Genomic DNA, 16,106 nt, shown 5'->3' with positions numbered 1-16,106 from the left:
CCTCAGGCCCATCCGTTGCCGTCAGACTCGCTGCGGCGATGGCTTCATCCAAGCCCGAATTGGACCCTTTGGCATTGCCCGTGGCGCGGCGTTTGTTGATGGATGTGGCCGGCATTTGCATGGCCGCACGCCATGAAAACTATGTGCTGGCGGCACTGGCCGCTGTGGAGCAACCGGGTCCCTGCGCCGTGTTCGGTTTTCCAGAGGGCTACGGCGTTGAAGCGACTGCTTTTGTCAATGGCATCGCTGCCCACGGCGAAGATTTTGACGACACATACGAAGGTGGCCCTGTGCATGCAGGTGCGGTCATCGTGCCAGCGTTGTTGGCGGTGGCTCAGCGCCACACGCTGGACGGCGATGCGCTTTTGCGGGGCATCGCCTTGGGTGTTGAAGTCACTTGCCGTTTGTGCGCCGTGGCCCCTACCCGCGTTCACAAAGCAGGTTTTCATCCCACAGCCATTTTTGGCGTCATCGGCGCTGTGGCGGGCATTGGCACCGCCATGAAGCTGACCGAGGCCCAAATGGTCCATGCTTTGGGCCTGGCAGGCAGCATGGCTGCGGGCATCATTGAATATTTGGCCGACGGTTCTTGGACGAAACGGATGCACCCCGGTTGGGCCGCGCAGTCGGCTTACCGCGCTGTCCGTTTGGCGCAGGCAGGGTTTGTGGGACCTTCCACGGTGTTTGAAGGCACACATGGTTTGTTCCATGGTTTTGCGAACACGCTGGACGGTGACTTTGAAGCCATGTTGGCGGGTTTCGGCGAACGTTGGGTCTGGACCACGATTGCGTTCAAACCTTACGCCTGCGGCACGATGGCACATCCCTACATCGACTGCGCACGCGCTTTGCGCAAGCAGGGTGTGACGGCCGACCAGATCCAAAGCATTGAATGCGAGACCGCCGAGGGCATCGTGCACCGTCTCTGGGAGCCGTTGGCACTCAAAGCTTCTCCGCCTAACGCGTACTCTGCCAAGTTCAGCATTCCCTACGCCATCGCGGCGGGGTTGTTGTTGGACGATGCGGGCTTGTCCGCCTACACCGAAGCCACCGTCCAACGCGATGATTTGCGCGCACTCGCTGCCAAAGTTCGTTACGTTGTTGACCCGGCCAATCCTTACCCGCTTCAGTTCACTGGGCATGTGCGTGTGCATTTGACCGATGGCCGTGTTGTGGAAGAGCGTCAGGCGTTCTTCAAGGGCGGCGCGGCACACCCTTTGAGTGACGCCGATTTGGAACAAAAATTCCGAGCCAACTGCAGCCACGGTGGTTTGGACGCTGCGCAAACGCAGGCACTGTTGGACACGGTCAATGCGGCCTTGTTGGGCGGTCCTTTGTCATTCTCGGCCTTGGCCGCTACCGCAGCATCGGGCACGAAATGAGCACACCTGCTTCAAAAGAAACCCGTCGTGTGGCCTTGGTCACAGGGGCTGGACGCAACATTGGTCGCGCCATTGCTTTGGCCTTGGCCCGCGATGGCATGGCCGTTGCTGTCAACGTGCGCAGCTCAGTGTCCGAAGGCCAAGCCGTGGTCGATGAACTGACCGCTCTGGGCGTTCCTGCGCTCTTGTGCGTGGCCGATGTGACCGATGCCCAAGCGGTGAAAGCGATGGTGGCCGAAGTGGCCGATCGGTTTGGACGCCTGGATGTGTTGGTGAACAATGCGGCCATTCGCAAAGAAGCACCTCTGGCCGACATCAGCAGTGCAGATTGGCGCAGCACTTTGGCCGTGGTTTTGGATGGTGCTTTCCACTGCACGCAAGCGGCATTGCCGCACTTGCAACATGCAACCGACGGTGCTGTCATCAACATTGGTGGACTGACTGCCCACACTGGCGCTGAAAACCGCGTGCATGTGGTGACCGCCAAAGCGGGCCTGGTTGGCCTGACCCGCGCTTTGTCGCACGACTTGGCAGCACATCAAGTGACGGTCAATTGTGTGTCGCCCGGCATGATCGATACCGTGCGGCACGGCAGCAGCGTGTCGGCTCAGCCCAACCACCACAAAAAGCACACGCCATTGCTGGGTCGACGGGGTACGGCCGAAGAGGTGGCCGATTCCGTGGCCTGGCTGGCGGGCCCCCAAGCCCGTTTTGTCACGGGGCAAGTGCTGCACGTCAATGGTGGAACTTACTTGGGGTCTTGAGTCGCTTGATGGGCATGGGTCTCCATGCCAAGTCTCTCGTGCAGTTTCAGCGCAGCGATGCCGGTGTCAACGTCAAGTGGGGCGTCGGAAAATCCTCCTCTGGTGCCCTGTCGCGTGCCAGCGATTGAACCAGGGTGTGGGAGGCATGGCTTTGTGATTGCCGGTCCAACTTCTGCAGGCCACCGTGTTTGGCCGACCGTCCACGGACCCGCATGCGCCAGACTCTGAACGAGCGTGTTTTCAGCTGGTCTCGCATCAAGGCGATCACTTCGGCTTCATTCAGTCCAAACTGCAAGGCAATCGCTTCAAAAGGGGTGTCGTCTGACCAAGCCATGGCAATGACGCTGGATGCCTCTTCTTCAGACAAAGCGTGGTGATCGTTTTTCGATGAACTCATGGTGACACTTTAATGGAGTGCTCGGGGGCGCGTTGGCCCTCCAGGCAAAGTGTCGGATTGTTCAAGGCAATAAAGCCGTTGTTTCTTGCCGCAGCATGCGCACCATTTCTTGTGCGGCAGGTGACAGGCTTCGGTGGCGTCGCGTCACCAAGCCAATGGGCCGCTGGATGTCCGGCCCCGTCAGGCGCCGCGTGGCCACGCCGCCTTGCTGCACAAAGGCTGCTGCCAATTCGGGCAGGGCGGCCACCCCTAAACCGGCTTTGACCATGGCGTGGATGGTGGCGATGTGCTCGACTTCGTAGCGTGGCTGAAAAGCCATGCCGTGCGACATGAAGGCGGTGTTGGCGTATTGCCGCACGCTCGCAGGCAGGGGCATGGAGATGTGTGTCAGCTCGCCCACGGCCTGCCAGCTCAGGGGACTTTGAACTTTTGCCAGAGGGTGACCCAAAGGCATGAGCAGTACAAAGCCATCGGCCGACAAGGGGGTGTAATCCAGGTCTGCGTAGTCGGGGTTGGCGGCCGTTAAGGCCAAATCCACCGTGCCGGACCGCACCAGGTCAAAGGCAGGACCCGACAAAGTGTCGTGCAGTTGCAATGAAATTTGCGGGTACTGCGCCGCAAATCGGGCCATGACCCGGGGCACGACCGTCGCTGCCAAAGAGGGCAAGGCGGCGAGGGCGACTTTGCCCGACTGCACCTGCTTGATTTGCTGGACCTGCTGTACGGCCTCCAGCGTTTGGGCACTCAGAATCTTGGCTTGCTCGACAAACACCTGGCCAGCCACGGTCAAGTGCACGCTGCGGGTGGTGCGGTCAAACAAGCGCGTGCTGAGGGCTTCTTCGAGCCGAACGATGACACCCGATACCGCCGATTGCGACAAATGCACTTGTGCAGCCGTGCGGCGGAAACTGCCCGTTTCGGCCAGCACCAAAAAAATATCCAGATCGCGAGGCGTCCAGTTGAGTGGGGTGTTCATGGCTGCATTGATTTGTATTTCAGATCAGTTTATGGGAAAAAACGGCTGGACGAAACGAAGGGGGTTTTCTAGACTGCAAGCCATTTCAATCTGTGGGCATTCAAAACATGATTTCTTTGCTTCCTTTGCAGGCCCGGACCGTGGTGGTGGGCGGTGGCACCATGGGCATGGATGTGGCCATTGTGCTGGCCCGTGGCGGCAGCCAAGTCACCGTGGTCGAGCCCGACGCCGCCAAACGCCAAGCTTTGGCAGCCCATGTCCGCCACAACTTGGAACCGCTGGGCATGGCGCACCGCACCGAGCGGGTGCAAGCCGTGGCCAATTTGACCGACATCGCCTGGCCAGGCGTGTGTCTGCTGATTGAATGTATTCCGGAAAAACTGCCCCTCAAGCAGGCCCTGTTTGCGCAACTGGCGCAAATGGCGGCATCTGAAACCTTGCTGTGCAGCAACAGCTCCAGTTTCCCGATCAGTGCCATCGCCGAAGGTTTGCCCACGGCTGAGCGGATGTTGGGTCTGCACTTTTTCATGCCGGCACATCTGGTGCCCTTGGTCGAAGTGGTGCTGGGGCCAAAGTCCAGCGTGCAAGAGGCCGAGCAGCTGTGCGACTTCATGCGGGGTTGCGGCAGCGTGCCAGTGCTGGTGCGCAAGGACAAGCCGGGCTTTTTGGCCAACCGCATGCAGCATGCGCTAGCGCGTGAGGCCTTCGCCCTGATCGACGAAGGCGTGGCCTCGCCCGAAGACGTGGATGCGGCGGTTCGCTTTGGCTTTGGTTTTCGCTTTTTGGCGGCAGGCCCGGTCATGCAGCGTGACCATGCCGGCCTGGAGGTGCACACGGCCGCAGCCGCCAGCATGTACCCCAGCTTGGCCGTGAATGCTGAACCCGCTCGCGTGTTGCAAGAGCGCGTGGCCCGGGGCGACTTGGGCATGAAGACCGGGCAGGGCTTTTTCAGCTGGACGCCCGAGGGCCAAAAGGCCGAGCGCGAGCGCTACGACCACCTGCTGCGCCAGGGCTTGGATTTGCTCGCCTCTGAATTGCCACCGCTGAACGCAAAAGATTGATTTTTCTCCCCCCACAATTTCTAGACAAGGCATGACATGGCAGTTTTTTCACACCCCATTTTGATCACAGTGGCCCCCAACGGCGCCTACAAGCAGCGGCCTGATCACTCGGCCTTGCCCCTCACGACGGCGGAGCTGGGCCAAACCGCCAAGTTGTGCCTCGACGCAGGCGCGGCCATGATCCACATGCACATCCGGGATGCTGAGGGGCGCCATAGCCTGGACGTGCAGGGCTACCGCGATGCTCAGCAGGCGGTCAAGGCGGCGGTGGGCGATGAAATGATCATCCAAGTCACCAGCGAAGCGGCTCGCGTTTACAAAGCACCTGAGCAAATCGCCATGGTGACCGCGCTCAAACCCGAGGCGGTTTCCGTTGGCCTGCGCGAAGTGGACCAGCCTGAAATTGGCGAAGCGGGTCTCGCCCAATTTTTTGGCTGGCTGGCCAAAGAGCGCGTGATGACCCAGGTCATCGTGTACGACGTGGCCGATCTGCAGCGCTGGCAAGCCTTGCGCGCGCAAGGCGTGATCCCTGATGCGCCTTGGTCGCTCTTGTTTGTGCTGGGCCGTTATTCGGTCGGCCAAACGTCTGAGGCCAAAGACTTGTTGCCGTTTGTCATGGCCCACACCGGCAACGAGCCATGGTCCATGTGCGCCTTTGGTGCGGGCGAACATGCTTGTGCCACCACCGCAGCTGCTTTGGGTGGCCATGTGCGCGTGGGCTTTGAAAACAACCTGTTGCTCAACAACGGGCAAGTCGCTCCCGACAACGCCGCCTTGGTGCGCCAAGTGGCCGACTCGGCCCGAGTGCTGGGCCGCAGCCTCTACACTGCCAAGCAGGCGCGTGAAGCCTTTTTGGCCGCTTGAGCATTCCATTTTTAAAGGAGACACCCCATGAAACGCAGCACTTTCGTCGCAGCACTGTCTACCGCCTTGTTGGCGGCCACCGCTTTGCCCGCTTTGGCGCAGGACAACTACCCCAGCAAAACCATCCGTTTTGTGGTGCCTTACCCACCGGGTGGCCCCACCGACCTGATGGCCCGCATGTTGCAAAGTGAATTGACCACGCGTTTGGGCGTGACGGTGATCGTGGACAACAAAGGCGGTGCGGGTGGCAACCTGGGCAGCGCCGAAGTGGCCAAGCAAGCGCCAGCCGATGGTTACACCTTGCTGTTGGCAGCCAGCGGCCCGATGGCGGTCAACCCCACGCTCTTTCGCAGCATGCCGTTTGTGCCCATGACCGATCTGACCCCCGTGATCCAGATTTCGGCTTTTCCGCTGGTGCTGGAAGTGCACCCCAGCGTGCCTGTCAACAGCGTCAAGGAGTTGATCGCTCTGGCGCAAAAGCCAGACAGCAAACTTGCGTTCGCTTCTGCTGGAAACGGCACGCCCCAGCACTTGGCAGGCGAAATTTTCAACACCCAGATGAACACCAACATCTCGCACATTCCCTACCGTGGTGCAGGCCCTGCGCTCAACGACTTGATCGGTGGGCAGGTTCAGGTGATGTTTGACATTCTGGGCAGCTCATTGCCCCATATCCAGGGCGGCAAGCTCAAACCCTTGGCCGTGACCTCGGCCAAGCGCCACCCCTCGCTGCCCCATGTGCCGACCATGATCGAGGCCGGCGTGCCCGGTTACGAACTGACCGGCTGGCACGGTATTGCCGTGCGTGCGGGCACACCTGCGCCAGTTGTGCAAAAGCTCAACACCACTTTGAATGCGATCTTCAGCGACCCCGAATTCAAGAAAAAGTGGGAAGCCATCGGCACCCCTGTGGTGGGCGGCACTTCCGCTCAGTTTGGTGAGTTGATCCGCAAAGAAACGATCCGTTTGGGCCAAGTGGTCAAGAACGCTGGCGTGACGGTGGATTGATGGCGGTGTGAGTCACCCGGTCGTGAGACCGGGTGTTGCCTTCAAACGCCCCCTTGGGGGTGGGTGGGATCGATCCAAAGGACTGTTTCAGGTTTTTCAGCAGGGTCGATGTCCATGTTGACCGCCACCGCCTGACCATCGCTGCGGCACAAGACGCACTCCAATGTCTCGTCTTCGCTGGCGTTGATTTCTTGGTGCGGCACATAGGGCGGCACATAAATGAAATCACCAGGTCCGGCTTCGGCGGTGAATTCCAGCGCATTGCCCCAACGCATGCGGGCACGGCCTTTCACCACATAGATCACGCTTTCCAAGGGCCCGTGGTGGTGTGCGCCGGTTTTGGCATTGGGGTGAATGTGCACCGTGCCTGCCCAGAGCTTTTGAGCGCCCACCCGAGCAAAGTTGATGGCCGCTTTGCGGTCCATGCCCGGTGTGGAGGGCACATTGCCGTCCAACTGGTCATGCTGCACCACGCGCACACCATCGTGTTTCCAGTCGGTCGGCGGGTGATCGTGCGCTGAGGGAGGGGTGTGATCGTTCTGAGACATGGCTTGTATCTTTTAAAAACAGATATTTTCACTTTAGCATGTGACTTGGCTGTGTTTTTGCAGATCCCAGACCGTGGGACCACTAAACTCAGGTCGCTGAGCTCTTCAAGGCTCTCCAGCTGTGCGCACTTGACGGGTGCTGATCTCAACTTCTGATGACCCATGAAATTCAAAATGTCTGAAAAGTCGTTGTTTGCGACTTTGTTACGCGCCCCTTGGTGGGTGAGCTTCTTGGTGATGTTCGCTGTGGCATTGGTGGCTGGCGCTTTGCTGCCTGACGCTTACAAAATCCCGGGCATGCTCGGCGGATTCCCGTTCTTTGTCATTGGCGTCATGGCGGCTTGGCGTCAAAGAAAAGCCATCCCTGCCAGCCGTATTCAGGAACTCGTCGAGCAGGCTCGGGGCATGGGTTGGCGAGATTTTTCGGTGTTGGTCGAAGAGGCGCTCAGGCAGCAGGGCTTTGTGGTCACCTCCTTGAACGATGGCCCGGCCGATTTCCAAATTGAAAAAAATGGCCGCATCACCTTGGTCAGTGCCAAGCGCTGGAAAGCGGCCACCGTGGGTGCCGAACATTTACGTGAATTGCTGGCGGTCCGTGAAAGCCGGGATGCCTTTTCGTGCACCTGTATGAGTTTGGGCGTCTTCAGCCAGGCGGCCGTTGACCTGGCCAACAACAGCCCCATGCAGTTGCTGGGGCCTGCCAATATTGCGCAACTCATGCACGATGGGGCCAACGCCCTCAAAGGCTGAGACCTCTTCGCATCTCTTGTCGACCTTTCTCGGCTCCAAAGGACTCCCATGACCAGACAATTTCTCGCTGAATCGGCCATTCACCCGGCCATTCGCCAACGCATTGCCGAATACCACCTGCCCGTGATCCAGCAGGTGCAAAGCGCCATGGCCCAGCACCCTGTTGTGGTGGTGGGCTTGTCGGGTAACCCCTTTGTGGGCAAAGCGCGCAAGGCGCTGGCCGCGGTGGGCGTGGCGCACGCATACATCGAATTTGGCAGCTATTTCTCGCAATGGCGCTTGCGCAATGCCCTGAAAATGTGGACCGGCTGGCCTACTTTCCCGATGGTGTTTGTGCGCGGCACCTTGGTGGGTGGGGCTGACGATCTGCGCCGACTGATCGACAGCGGCGAACTCCAGACCTTGCTCAAAGCCTGATCGACATGGCTGCATTGGCAAAACCCGAGTTGTGGCGCACCGAGGTGGGCGTGGGCGATGCGGTGGCCGTGCTCAACATTCCCGGCGCGCTCAAGCGTTCTCGCACGTTCGACATCGATGTGAGCTTGCTGGTGCGTGTGCCTGAAGACAACGCAGAGGCCTGGCATGCCTTGACGCTGGAGATCGACGGTCAGCGGCAATGGCACAGGCAGGTTGCCAGCAGCTGTCCAGGTCAGACCGATGGGCTCGATTACCACTGCCGCTTGGTGCTCGAAGCAGGTCCTGCCCTGCGCATCCGCGCGGTGGCAGGCACCCGTGGCGCAGTGGTGAAACGCCTGCAGATCGAAGCCCGCGAAGACCTTTGACTTCAGCCGATCACCGCCAACTCGCGCAGCGGCCTGTTGTGTATCAGTCGATCAAATCCCAGTTCTTGCACGGCGATGGTTTGCGCTTGACCCTGCAGCATCCATTCGGCCAGGGCCAGACCGGCACCCGCGGCGTGTTGCATGCCGTGGCCTGAAAACCCGTTGATGAAATACAGGTTTCTAAGCTCCGGGTGTGGGCCCATCACGGCATTGTGGTCGAAGGTGTTCATCTCGTAATAACCCGCCCAAGCCCGCTCCACCCGCAAAGCCGCCAGCGCCGGAATGCGGTGCGCGAGCGAAGCCCATTGCTCGTCGTTCCATTCGGCCCAGTTGGGTTCCAGTGGCAAGCCGGGTTCGGTGTGCAAAGGCTCAGCGCCGCTGATCAAAAACCGACCTTCGGGCCGCAGCCACCAACCGCTCGGGTCGATCAGCAAGGGGCACTGCGGCAGCGGCTCGGGACACGACAGCACAAACACCGTGCGCCTCGCCGCCTCGATGGGCAACTGCACCCCGGCCATGGCCGCTACTTCGCCAGCCCAAGGTCCCGCTGCGTTGACAACTTGCCCACAAGACAAAGTGTTGCCACTGGCCAGCCGCACGGTGGTCACTTGACCTGCTGTGTGGTCCATGCTCACCACACGGCCGTGCAGGCGCTGCACGCCTTGCGACATGGCTTTTTTCAAGAAGGCCTGGTGCAGCGCCGGGCCGTCAAACCAACCCTCGCCACTCAGGCCCAGGCTGCCCAGCGCCACATCGTCCACGTTCAGCCAGGGGAAGCGCTGGCGCAGGGCCTCGGGGCCGAGCAAGGCCACATCGGCCCCGGCTTGCTTTTGGATCTGGTGCGCGGTGTGCAGGGCTGCCGTTTGCTCGGTCTGGGCCAGGTACAAATAGCCGGGCTCCTGCAAGCCCAGTTGCACCGGGTGATCGGGCAGGCCCAAGTGGTCTTCGGCCTCTCGTAAAAATGCGATGCCGTACTGGCTCAGACGGATGTTGACGGGGCAGGTGAACTGCTGGCGAATGGAGCTGGCCGACAGCGACGAGGAGGCTTTTTCGTAGCGGGTGTCCGACTCGACCAGCGTGACGCGCAGGCCAGGCTGCAATCGGGTCAGCCAATAGGCCGTGGCCGCGCCCATCACGCCGCTGCCCACAATCACCACATCGGCGCGGCTCATGGGCGAACGTCTTCAGCCAAAGCTGCGCGGTACACCAAACGTGCCGCCACGGTGTCTTCCACCGCTTGACCCAGCGATTTGAAAATGAGGGTGGTACCCGCAGGTGGCGGCGCCATACGGCCACACAAAATTTCGCCAATCTCGGCAGCGACCTTGGCACCCGAGAGCATCACGTCGCCCGATTCTTTTTCGGCGGCTTCGCGCTGATCGGCGACCACCCAATGCTGCATGGCCTCATCGTCCAGCTCGCGCCAAGTGGGGCGGGGCGCACCCACCGCCGCCACAAAAGCGCCTGGCTTGAGCCAAGCGCCCTGAAGCACGGGCTCGCTGGCGTTGGTCACGGTGCACACGATGTCTGCGCCGCGGACGGCCGCTTCGGCGCTAGCGCAGGCCACACCGCCAATGTCTTGTGCGCACTGCTGCGCGTTGGCTGCGTTGGGGCTCCACACCCGGATCTCAGACACCTCGCGCACGGCACGCAGCATTTGCGCATGGCTGCGGGCCAGCACGCCGCTGCCCAGCATGGCCACCACCTGCGGAGTACGTGGCACCAGTGCGTCGGCTGCCACGGCAGACGCCGCTGCTGTCCGCATCGCGGTGATGGTGTTTCCTTCCATGACGGCCAGCGTCTGGCCTGTGGCCGGGTCCATCAGCACGATGGTGCTGAGCAGGGTGGGTAAGCCTTTTTGTGCATTGCCCGGCACCAGGGTGATGAGCTTGGTGCTCAGGGCATCGCCCAGTTGCGCGGGCTTCAAAAACAGCAAGCCATCTGCCGATGACTCGCCAATCGGCATGACCATGCGCAGCGGCTGCACCACCTGGCCCAGCGTCAGCGCCACCAAGGCTTCGCGCACGCCTTGCAGCAAATCGGGCACGTTCAGCAGTTGCTGAACACGGGCTTCGTCAAAGTAATGAACCATGGGATTGCTTCAAGTAAGGGGTCAAGCTGGGGGAAGTCCTTCACTCGGTACGGGGACCCTTGGCATACAAGGCCGTTGCAGCGACCACGTCGGCCACCGGAATGTCCGCAGCGGTTAGGCCCTGGGGCAACATGATCACGCCATCGGTATCGGCCGCCACATGGTGTCCCGGCAAAAAAGTCATGCCTCCGAAACTCACAGGCACATCCAACTCACCGGCGCCGGTCCGCTCACCCCTTTTGGGCACGGTGCCCAGCGCTTTCACACCGATGTCCATGCCATTGATCTCATCGGCATCGCGGATCACGCCATGAATCACCAAGCCTGCCCAGCCATTGCGTGAAGCGGCCTCGGCCATCACATCGCCAAACAAGGCCCGTGACAAAGACCCCCCGCCGTCGATGACCAGCACATGCCCGTGGCCGGGCTGGGTGACGGTGTCACGCATCAGGCCAATGTCTTCGTGACAACGCAGGGTGCGGATGGGGCCGGTAAAGGCGCGGCGCAAGCCGTAACTGTGAAAAGGCAACGCGCAAGCCAGGGCAGCATCGCATGCATCACACAGGTCGGTGGTTTTGGGAACCGGACCAAGCACTTCAGTCAATCTGAGCTCCCGATGCCTTGACCACCACACTCCACTTGGCCAAGTCTTTTTTCAGCATGCCCGCAAATTCTGCGGGTTGGGTGATCAGCACATCGGCGCCCTGCGCATTGAAGCGCTCGATGACATCCTTGTTTTTCAGCACCTCCTGCACATCTTGGTTGATGCGGCGGATCACCGCGGCCGGAGTCTTGGCAGGTGCAAACAAACCGAACCAGGGTGACACATCAAATTCTTTGAAGCCCCCTTCGGCGATGGTGGGGATGTTGGGGAAGTTGCCCGAGCGCACCGCGCTGGTCACCGCGACCGGACGCAAGGTGCCGCTCTTGATGGCCCCCGACACCGAAGGCAAGCTGGTGAACACCATGTTGATCTGGCCGCCCATCAAGTCCTGCATGGCCGGTGCCGCCCCGCGGTAGGGAATGTGTTCGAGCTTGGTGTTGGCTGCGGCGTTGAACATGACGCCCAGCAAATGGTTCACCGAGCCGTTGCCCGCCGAGCCAAAAGTCAAAGGCGTGCGCTGACCTTGTTCCACCAAATCCTTGATGCTTTTGAGGGGAGAGTCCGGGCGCACCACCAACACAAAGGGCAGGGTGGCCAATGTGGCGACAGGCTCAAAATCTTTTTCGGGGTCGAAAGGCAGTTTTTTGTACAAGGCCGCGTTGATGGCGTGCGAACCGGCATAGCTCATCAGCAAGGTGTGGCCATCGGCCGTGGCCTGCGCCACATGCTCCATGCCCACGTTGCCACCGGCACCTGCGCGGTTTTCGATCACCACCGCCTGTCCCCATTTTTCGCTCAATTTTTGGCCCACGATGCGGGCCAGCGCGTCCGATGCACCGCCAGGAGTTTGCGGAACCACAATGCGCACGGGTTTGGACAAAAATTCTTGCGCCAGCACGGCACCTTGGGCCATGGTCAGACCCAAAGCCAGGACCAGAAATTTCAATCGACGGTTCAGCATATCTACTCCAGAAAATAATGACCTAAGAATGACACGAAGGTCCCCCAGCGCTTGTCTCGTGGTAGACAAAATCGCCGGGGTTTTACCCAAGGCCCGTGACACAATCAAAACATGATCATTCGCCAAATTGCAGGTGCCTTAGGCGCCGAGCTGCACGGGGTCGATCTGACCCAGCCCCTGTCTGCCGATCTGCAACAGGCCGTTCGCGCCGCCTTGCTGCAGCACCAGGTCATTTTTTTCCGCGACCAAGACCTGTCGACCGATCAATTCATGCGCTTTGCACAGGCACTGGGTCAGCCCATCGAATACCCTTTTGTCAAAGGCTTGGACGGCTTCCCCTGCGTCATTGAAGTCAAGAAACTCGAACAAGAAAAGGTTAACTTTGGTGGCATCTGGCACTCCGACACCACTTACCTGGCGCAGCCGCCTATGGGCTCGATGCTGTTGGCCAAAGAGGTGCCGCCTTACGGGGGCGACACCCTGTTTGCCAACCAATACATGGCCTGGGAGACACTCTCAGACACCATGAAATCCCTGTTGGATGGGCTGGTGGGCATCAGCAGTTCGGCCAAAGCCGACGTGTCCAAAACCCGCGAAGACCGCATCAAAAGCGATGGCAAGGCCAGCGCGCCGAAAGAGTACATTGCCCACCACCCTTTGGTTCGCACCCACCCTGAAACCGGTCGAAAAGCCCTGTATGTGAACGTGGCCCATACCGCTGGCATCGTGGGCATGAGCGAAGCCGAAAGCACACCCATCCTGAACTTTTTGTTTCAGCACCAAGTCAAGCCTGAGTTCACTTGCCGCTTTGTCTGGCAGCCCCACTCGTTGGCGGTGTGGGACAACCGCTGTACCCAACACAACCCGGTCAATGATTACAACGGTTTTCGCCGGGTCATGCACCGCATTACTCTGGCGGGCGATACGCCACGTTGACCATTTGACAGGCCTGCAGCCGGGCTTGCACGTTGATCCATTCGCTGGGCCAGCATCAAAAATCAGCCTTGCCAACCAAGCTCAAACGGTGGCAATGGGCGTGGCCGGGGAGCCAATGGCTCCGGGCAAGCGCAAAGGTGGGGCGGTCAGCAAAAAACGACTTCGGTTGTTTTGGCGCAGCCAGTCGGCCAAAGGGGTGAGGTGCCAAATTTCTCCCAAGTGCACACCCAGTTTGAACAGGCAATGCTCATGCAAGGGCAAGGCCGCGCAGCTGCCGGGCCGGGGTGTGGCAGGCAAGCCTTCCACCGCGTAGTTGTCGGCGATCAGGGCCACCAGGCCTGAATCGGTGATCCATTGCAGCAGTCGCTCGTCGCGTCCCTCCAGCACGGCGCACGAATTTTCGACCGCATGCGGGTCGGGCTGTTTGTTCATTTTCAACAGCATCTGCGAAAAACCCGTGTGCAGGCACACCATGTCGCCGGGCTCCACCACCACCTTGTCTTTTTTCAGAATGTCCATCAACAGGTCGTAGCCCACCCGCACCCGTTCACGGCCCAGATGGGCATGCAGGTCGATCATCACGGCGCGGCCCTGCACGCAGCGCTCGGACATTTTCTCGATGCCCAAGGCTTGGGCTGCCGATGTCGATTCGCGGGCGATCTCCGGAAAGCCAAAAATGCCAGCCCCAGATCCACTGCTGGGCCCCACCACATCGGTGCCGGCGCGAAAGCCGTTGTAATAAACCGGCTCGGGCACGCCGTCGCCATTGGCGTCGAACATCGAGCCCACATGCGCCAGACTGTCCCACTGGGTGCTGTACTGCAAGTGCATGATGACCAGGTCGTCGCACACCACATCGGTGCAAACCGGGTCATCGCACCACAGTTGGTAGTTCATGTTGGGCTTGTCACCACGCAAGGTGGGGCGCAGCACAGGCGGTTGCCTGCGGGGGTTGAGCACATTGCCCCCCGGAAAGTCCAGCGGCAGGCTCAGGTTGAAGGTTTGCCCCGTGCGGACTTCCTGCATGCCTTGTAACACTTTGTCGGGCGTCAAAAGGTTCATGCGACCGTACTGGTCGTCAGGCCCAAAGTCGCCCCAGTTCGAGCCGGGTGGGCGTTGTTTCCAGCGGGGAGAAGTAGACATGCCAGACTCCTTTGATGACGGACCAAACGCAACATGCGCGCCTCGCATCTTGTGCGCTGAGCGGCTGGCTTTGTGTCACCGATCTGACTGTGGGCTGCTTGACTCAAACTGGCTTAGGCTTGGATTGATCACAGCTCGCTTTGACCCTGAAACTCGCGCCACAGCAAGTAAAGACCGCTGCCCACCACCACCAAAGCACCCAGCACCACGGCCAAGTCAGGCACTTGGCCAAAGACCAGCCAGCCGAGCACGGTCATGTAAAGGATTTGCTGGTACAAAAACGGCCCGAGCACTGCCGCCGAGGCGTAACGGTGGGCCACGGCCACAAAGTAGTGGCCAATGCCGCCACACAATCCGGCCAGCGCCATCACGAACCACTCCAGGAGGGTGGCCGGTTGTTGCCATTGCCACAGCGCCACGGGCGTCAACACCAAGGTGGCCACCACCGCCGAGGTCAACTGCGTCGTAGCCGGGTTTTCGCTGCTGGCCAGGTAGCGCGTCATCATGTTGAAGAGCGCATACAAAATGGCATTGAGCGCCGACAACAAGATGGCCGGGTGAAAGCCTTGGCTGCCTGGGCGGATGATGACCAGCACGCCCGCAAAGCCCACCGCAATGGCCAGCCAGCGCTTGGCGTCCAGCCGCTCGCCCAGCCACCAGGCCGAGAGCAAGGCGATCAAAATCGGGACGGAAAACTGCATGGCGCCGGTCTCGGCCAGCTGCAAATACTGCAGGGCCCAGAAATTCAACGCGGTCATGGACGCCAGCATCAAGCCGCGCAGCAGCTGCAATCGCGGGTGCCGCCAGCGCAGCAAATCGCCTTTGACCGATGGGGCGAACACCGCAATGGAAAACAATGAGTGCGTGAGAAAGCGCATCCACACCACCTGCATCACGGGCAGGGTCAGCACCAGCCACTTGGCCGATGCATCGAGCACCGCAAACATCAAGGTGGTGACCGTCACCAGCGCAATGCCGATGCGGCGGTGCCGGGCGCTGTCGCTGAAAAGTTGGCTCATGGGCTGGGTGAGATGCCGCCGGGTTCAGCGCTTGGGCGGCGTTTCCAACCCACCTGTGTAAAAGCGGTTGAAGGTGGGGGAGATCACCAGTTCATTGATGCAGGTACGGGCAGGCATTTGCGCCACAAATAGGATGGCCTGGCCCATGTCTTCGGCCTGCACCATCAATTCACGCTGCTCGGCAGACGGCGGCACGGGCCGTTTGTCCAAAATGGGTGTGGCCACTTCGCCAGGCAAGAGCGAGGTGGCGCGGATGCCATGTGTGCACTCTTCCATGTTGATGGATTCGGTCAGTGCCAGCACAGCGCGTTTGGTGGCGTTGTAGGCCGGGCCAGTGAGCTTGGACGCGTAAAGCCCTGCCCAAGAGGAGACGTTGATGATCAAGCCGCTTTGTTGCTGGCGCATGGCGGGCAGGACCGCATGCACGCAATAAAACAGACCCGACAAATTGATGGCCACCACATCGTCCCAGGCCTCGGCCGTGACCACATCGAAATTGCGCTGCGTGGCATTGGTGCCTGCACTGGTCACCAAGATGTCGATGCGGCCGTGGCGATCCAGGATTTTCTGCGCTGCTGCTTTGACGGCGTGTTTGTCAGCCACGTCCAGCAGCAAAGCCTCTGCACTGCCCAGGGCCTGCAACGAGGCCAAAGCGCTGGCGTTGGTGGCGGCGTTGCGGCCGGAAATCACCACATGGGCCCCAGCTTGGGCCAGCGCCATAGCACCTGCCAGCCCGATGCCGCTGCCCCCGCCTGTGATCCATGCGACTTGTCCAGAGAGTGGTGTGTTCATGATGGTGTCCTGTTGAGGTGGTTGGGG

Annotated in this window: 19 protein-coding genes; 9 read left to right on the top strand and 10 right to left on the bottom strand. The window is 60.5% G+C overall.

Going from position 1 to position 16,106, the window contains the following annotated elements; translation table 11 throughout:
- The first annotated feature begins 38 nt into the window (after positions 1-38).
- Both B9Z40_RS01970 and B9Z40_RS01965 read left to right on the top strand, forming a co-directional pair.
- Positions 39-1,382, top strand: coding sequence for an MmgE/PrpD family protein (locus B9Z40_RS01970; protein WP_100171642.1), 1,344 nt, complete (start codon positions 39-41; stop codon positions 1,380-1,382).
- The gene (locus B9Z40_RS01965) at positions 1,379-2,146 is read left to right on the top strand and encodes an SDR family NAD(P)-dependent oxidoreductase (protein ID WP_100171641.1); all 768 of its coding nucleotides are present in this window, start codon (positions 1,379-1,381) and stop codon (positions 2,144-2,146) included. Before B9Z40_RS01970 ends, B9Z40_RS01965 begins: the two co-directional genes overlap by 4 nt.
- Positions 2,147-2,192: 46 nt before the next feature.
- On the opposite strand, the gene B9Z40_RS01960 is transcribed toward B9Z40_RS01965, so the two are convergent.
- Complete coding sequence (locus B9Z40_RS01960) at positions 2,193-2,543, bottom strand: TIGR03643 family protein (protein WP_100171640.1); 351 nt, start codon at positions 2,541-2,543, stop codon at positions 2,193-2,195.
- A gap of 61 nt (positions 2,544-2,604) precedes the next feature.
- Positions 2,605-3,519: a LysR family transcriptional regulator gene (locus B9Z40_RS01955; RefSeq protein WP_100171639.1), complete on the bottom strand. Its 915-nt coding sequence runs from the start codon at positions 3,517-3,519 to the stop codon at positions 2,605-2,607.
- A 107-nt stretch (positions 3,520-3,626) separates the two neighbouring features.
- Between B9Z40_RS01955 and B9Z40_RS01950 the strand changes: the two genes are divergently transcribed.
- The 3 genes from B9Z40_RS01950 to B9Z40_RS01940 are packed head-to-tail and all read left to right on the top strand — an operon-like array spanning position 3,627 to position 6,452.
- Positions 3,627-4,580 (top strand): 3-hydroxyacyl-CoA dehydrogenase family protein, encoded by a 954-nt coding sequence (locus B9Z40_RS01950; RefSeq protein WP_100172860.1) that lies wholly within the window; start codon positions 3,627-3,629, stop codon positions 4,578-4,580.
- 36 nt (positions 4,581-4,616) lie between these two features.
- Positions 4,617-5,444 (top strand): 3-keto-5-aminohexanoate cleavage protein, encoded by an 828-nt coding sequence (locus tag B9Z40_RS01945; protein ID WP_100171638.1) that lies wholly within the window; start codon positions 4,617-4,619, stop codon positions 5,442-5,444.
- Between the two features lie 27 nt (positions 5,445-5,471).
- Entirely contained in the window at positions 5,472-6,452 is a 981-nt protein-coding gene (locus B9Z40_RS01940) for a tripartite tricarboxylate transporter substrate binding protein (RefSeq protein ID WP_100171637.1), read from the top strand.
- A gap of 41 nt (positions 6,453-6,493) precedes the next feature.
- Here B9Z40_RS01940 and B9Z40_RS01935 read toward each other — a convergent pair whose 3' ends face one another.
- The gene (locus B9Z40_RS01935) at positions 6,494-7,000 is read right to left on the bottom strand and encodes a cupin domain-containing protein (protein ID WP_100171636.1); all 507 of its coding nucleotides are present in this window, start codon (positions 6,998-7,000) and stop codon (positions 6,494-6,496) included.
- A gap of 174 nt (positions 7,001-7,174) precedes the next feature.
- On the opposite strand from B9Z40_RS01935, the gene B9Z40_RS01930 reads away from it, so the two are divergent.
- The 3 genes from B9Z40_RS01930 to B9Z40_RS01920 are packed head-to-tail and all read left to right on the top strand — an operon-like array spanning position 7,175 to position 8,532.
- A complete protein-coding gene (locus B9Z40_RS01930) occupies positions 7,175-7,750 on the top strand; it encodes a restriction endonuclease (protein ID WP_233204751.1) in 576 nt (191 codons plus the stop codon).
- A 48-nt stretch (positions 7,751-7,798) separates the two neighbouring features.
- Positions 7,799-8,167, top strand: coding sequence for a glutaredoxin domain-containing protein (locus B9Z40_RS01925; protein ID WP_100171634.1), 369 nt, complete (start codon positions 7,799-7,801; stop codon positions 8,165-8,167).
- Between the two features lie 5 nt (positions 8,168-8,172).
- Positions 8,173-8,532, top strand: a complete 360-nt coding sequence (locus B9Z40_RS01920; RefSeq protein ID WP_100171633.1) for a hypothetical protein — start codon at positions 8,173-8,175, stop codon at positions 8,530-8,532.
- A gap of 2 nt (positions 8,533-8,534) precedes the next feature.
- Here the strand turns inward: B9Z40_RS01920 and B9Z40_RS01915 are convergent, their stop codons facing one another.
- Genes B9Z40_RS01915 through B9Z40_RS01900 form a run of 4 tightly spaced genes read right to left on the bottom strand, consistent with a single transcriptional unit; the run spans position 8,535 to position 12,189 of the window.
- The gene (locus B9Z40_RS01915) at positions 8,535-9,704 is read right to left on the bottom strand and encodes an FAD-binding oxidoreductase (RefSeq protein ID WP_100171632.1); all 1,170 of its coding nucleotides are present in this window, start codon (positions 9,702-9,704) and stop codon (positions 8,535-8,537) included.
- The gene (locus tag B9Z40_RS01910) at positions 9,701-10,624 is read right to left on the bottom strand and encodes an ornithine cyclodeaminase family protein (RefSeq protein ID WP_100171631.1); all 924 of its coding nucleotides are present in this window, start codon (positions 10,622-10,624) and stop codon (positions 9,701-9,703) included. Before B9Z40_RS01910 ends, B9Z40_RS01915 begins: the two co-directional genes overlap by 4 nt.
- A 40-nt stretch (positions 10,625-10,664) precedes the next feature.
- Positions 10,665-11,219 carry a ribonuclease E activity regulator RraA gene (gene rraA / locus B9Z40_RS01905; protein ID WP_100171630.1) on the bottom strand — a complete coding sequence of 185 codons (555 nt, stop codon included), beginning with the start codon at positions 11,217-11,219 and terminating at the stop codon, positions 10,665-10,667.
- A 1-nt stretch (position 11,220) separates the two neighbouring features.
- Positions 11,221-12,189: a tripartite tricarboxylate transporter substrate binding protein gene (locus B9Z40_RS01900; protein WP_100171629.1), complete on the bottom strand. Its 969-nt coding sequence runs from the start codon at positions 12,187-12,189 to the stop codon at positions 11,221-11,223.
- 111 nt (positions 12,190-12,300) lie between these two features.
- Here B9Z40_RS01900 and B9Z40_RS01895 point away from each other — a divergent pair, with 111 nt between their 5' ends.
- Positions 12,301-13,125, top strand: coding sequence for a TauD/TfdA family dioxygenase (locus B9Z40_RS01895; protein WP_100171628.1), 825 nt, complete (start codon positions 12,301-12,303; stop codon positions 13,123-13,125).
- A gap of 81 nt (positions 13,126-13,206) precedes the next feature.
- Here B9Z40_RS01895 and B9Z40_RS01890 read toward each other — a convergent pair whose 3' ends face one another.
- The 3 genes from B9Z40_RS01890 to B9Z40_RS01880 form a co-directional block, all read right to left on the bottom strand.
- The gene (locus B9Z40_RS01890; RefSeq protein WP_100171627.1) at positions 13,207-14,268 is read right to left on the bottom strand and encodes a cyclase family protein; all 1,062 of its coding nucleotides are present in this window, start codon (positions 14,266-14,268) and stop codon (positions 13,207-13,209) included.
- Between the two features lie 128 nt (positions 14,269-14,396).
- Positions 14,397-15,287, bottom strand: coding sequence for a DMT family transporter (locus tag B9Z40_RS01885; protein ID WP_100171626.1), 891 nt, complete (start codon positions 15,285-15,287; stop codon positions 14,397-14,399).
- Between the two features lie 24 nt (positions 15,288-15,311).
- The gene (locus tag B9Z40_RS01880; protein WP_100171625.1) at positions 15,312-16,079 is read right to left on the bottom strand and encodes an SDR family oxidoreductase; all 768 of its coding nucleotides are present in this window, start codon (positions 16,077-16,079) and stop codon (positions 15,312-15,314) included.
- Positions 16,080-16,106: the final 27 nt, after the last annotated feature.

Origin of the sequence: Limnohabitans sp. 15K (genome assembly GCF_002778285.1) — a bacterium.
GTDB lineage: Bacteria > Pseudomonadota > Gammaproteobacteria > Burkholderiales > Burkholderiaceae_C > Limnohabitans_A.
Note: the sequence above shows the minus strand (reverse complement) of the source record. Positions and strands in the feature narration are given on the sequence as shown.